The 681-nt window shown below is 29.7% G+C and carries 1 protein-coding gene and 1 pseudogene; both read right to left on the bottom strand.

What is annotated here, in order from left to right; translation table 11 throughout:
* Positions 1-43: 43 nt before the first annotated feature.
* Positions 44-277, bottom strand: a pseudogene (locus tag ACFINC_RS10900) (type II toxin-antitoxin system YafQ family toxin); the annotation flags it as partial.
* A 65-nt stretch (positions 278-342) separates the two neighbouring features.
* The gene (locus ACFINC_RS10895) at positions 343-576 is read right to left on the bottom strand and encodes a hypothetical protein (RefSeq protein WP_375617221.1); all 234 of its coding nucleotides are present in this window, start codon (positions 574-576) and stop codon (positions 343-345) included.
* Positions 577-681: the final 105 nt, after the last annotated feature.

The following is a 681-nucleotide window of genomic DNA, read 5'->3' as shown; positions in this document are numbered from 1 at the left end:
CTAATGCGAATCAGAATTTTTTTGAGAATTCACTATCAATTTCTTACTTAAATAAATCTGAATGCGTACCTGTCCTATCAAAATGGACTCGCTCTTCATCAACTATATAAATTAATAACCAATCTGCCTCTATATGAAGATCTCGACGAGGCTTCCAATTGCCTTGTAATGCGTGATCATTTAAAATAGCAGGCAATTGCTGCTTATGAATTAGAAGTTGCATAACTTCTGTAAGCTTTCGCATATCTTTCCCACGTTTTTTTGCCCGTTTTACATCTCTTGTAAACTTTTGTTAATAATTCACTGAAGGCATAATTAGATGTGCAGGTGCTACATCTCCAATTACTTAATCAAATAATCAATATTTTTACCATAAAAAACATCTTCATTTCTGTCGGTTTTATGAAAAGTTTCAAGCGTTTCCTTATTAGGTATTTTATTATTTTCCACGTAAATACGAATAAGATCACGTAAAATTTGAGATGCTGGACGGTGTTTTCTTTCAGCTATAGCCATAAATGCGTTTTTTAGATTTATATCTACTTTAGCTGCTATAAGTTCACTTTTTATACTCATAATATTTCCTCTTTAAAATTTTAATGATTATACATTGTATAACATAGTTAAACATAGTTTAACTTATAATTAATATCAATCTCTTTTTTACAGAAGAAATATCTA

The sequence above is a fragment of the Bartonella sp. AP58NXGY genome, assembly GCF_042195785.1.
Taxonomy (GTDB): Bacteria; Pseudomonadota; Alphaproteobacteria; order Rhizobiales; family Rhizobiaceae; genus Bartonella.
This window is presented reverse-complemented; position numbering and strand designations above follow the sequence as displayed.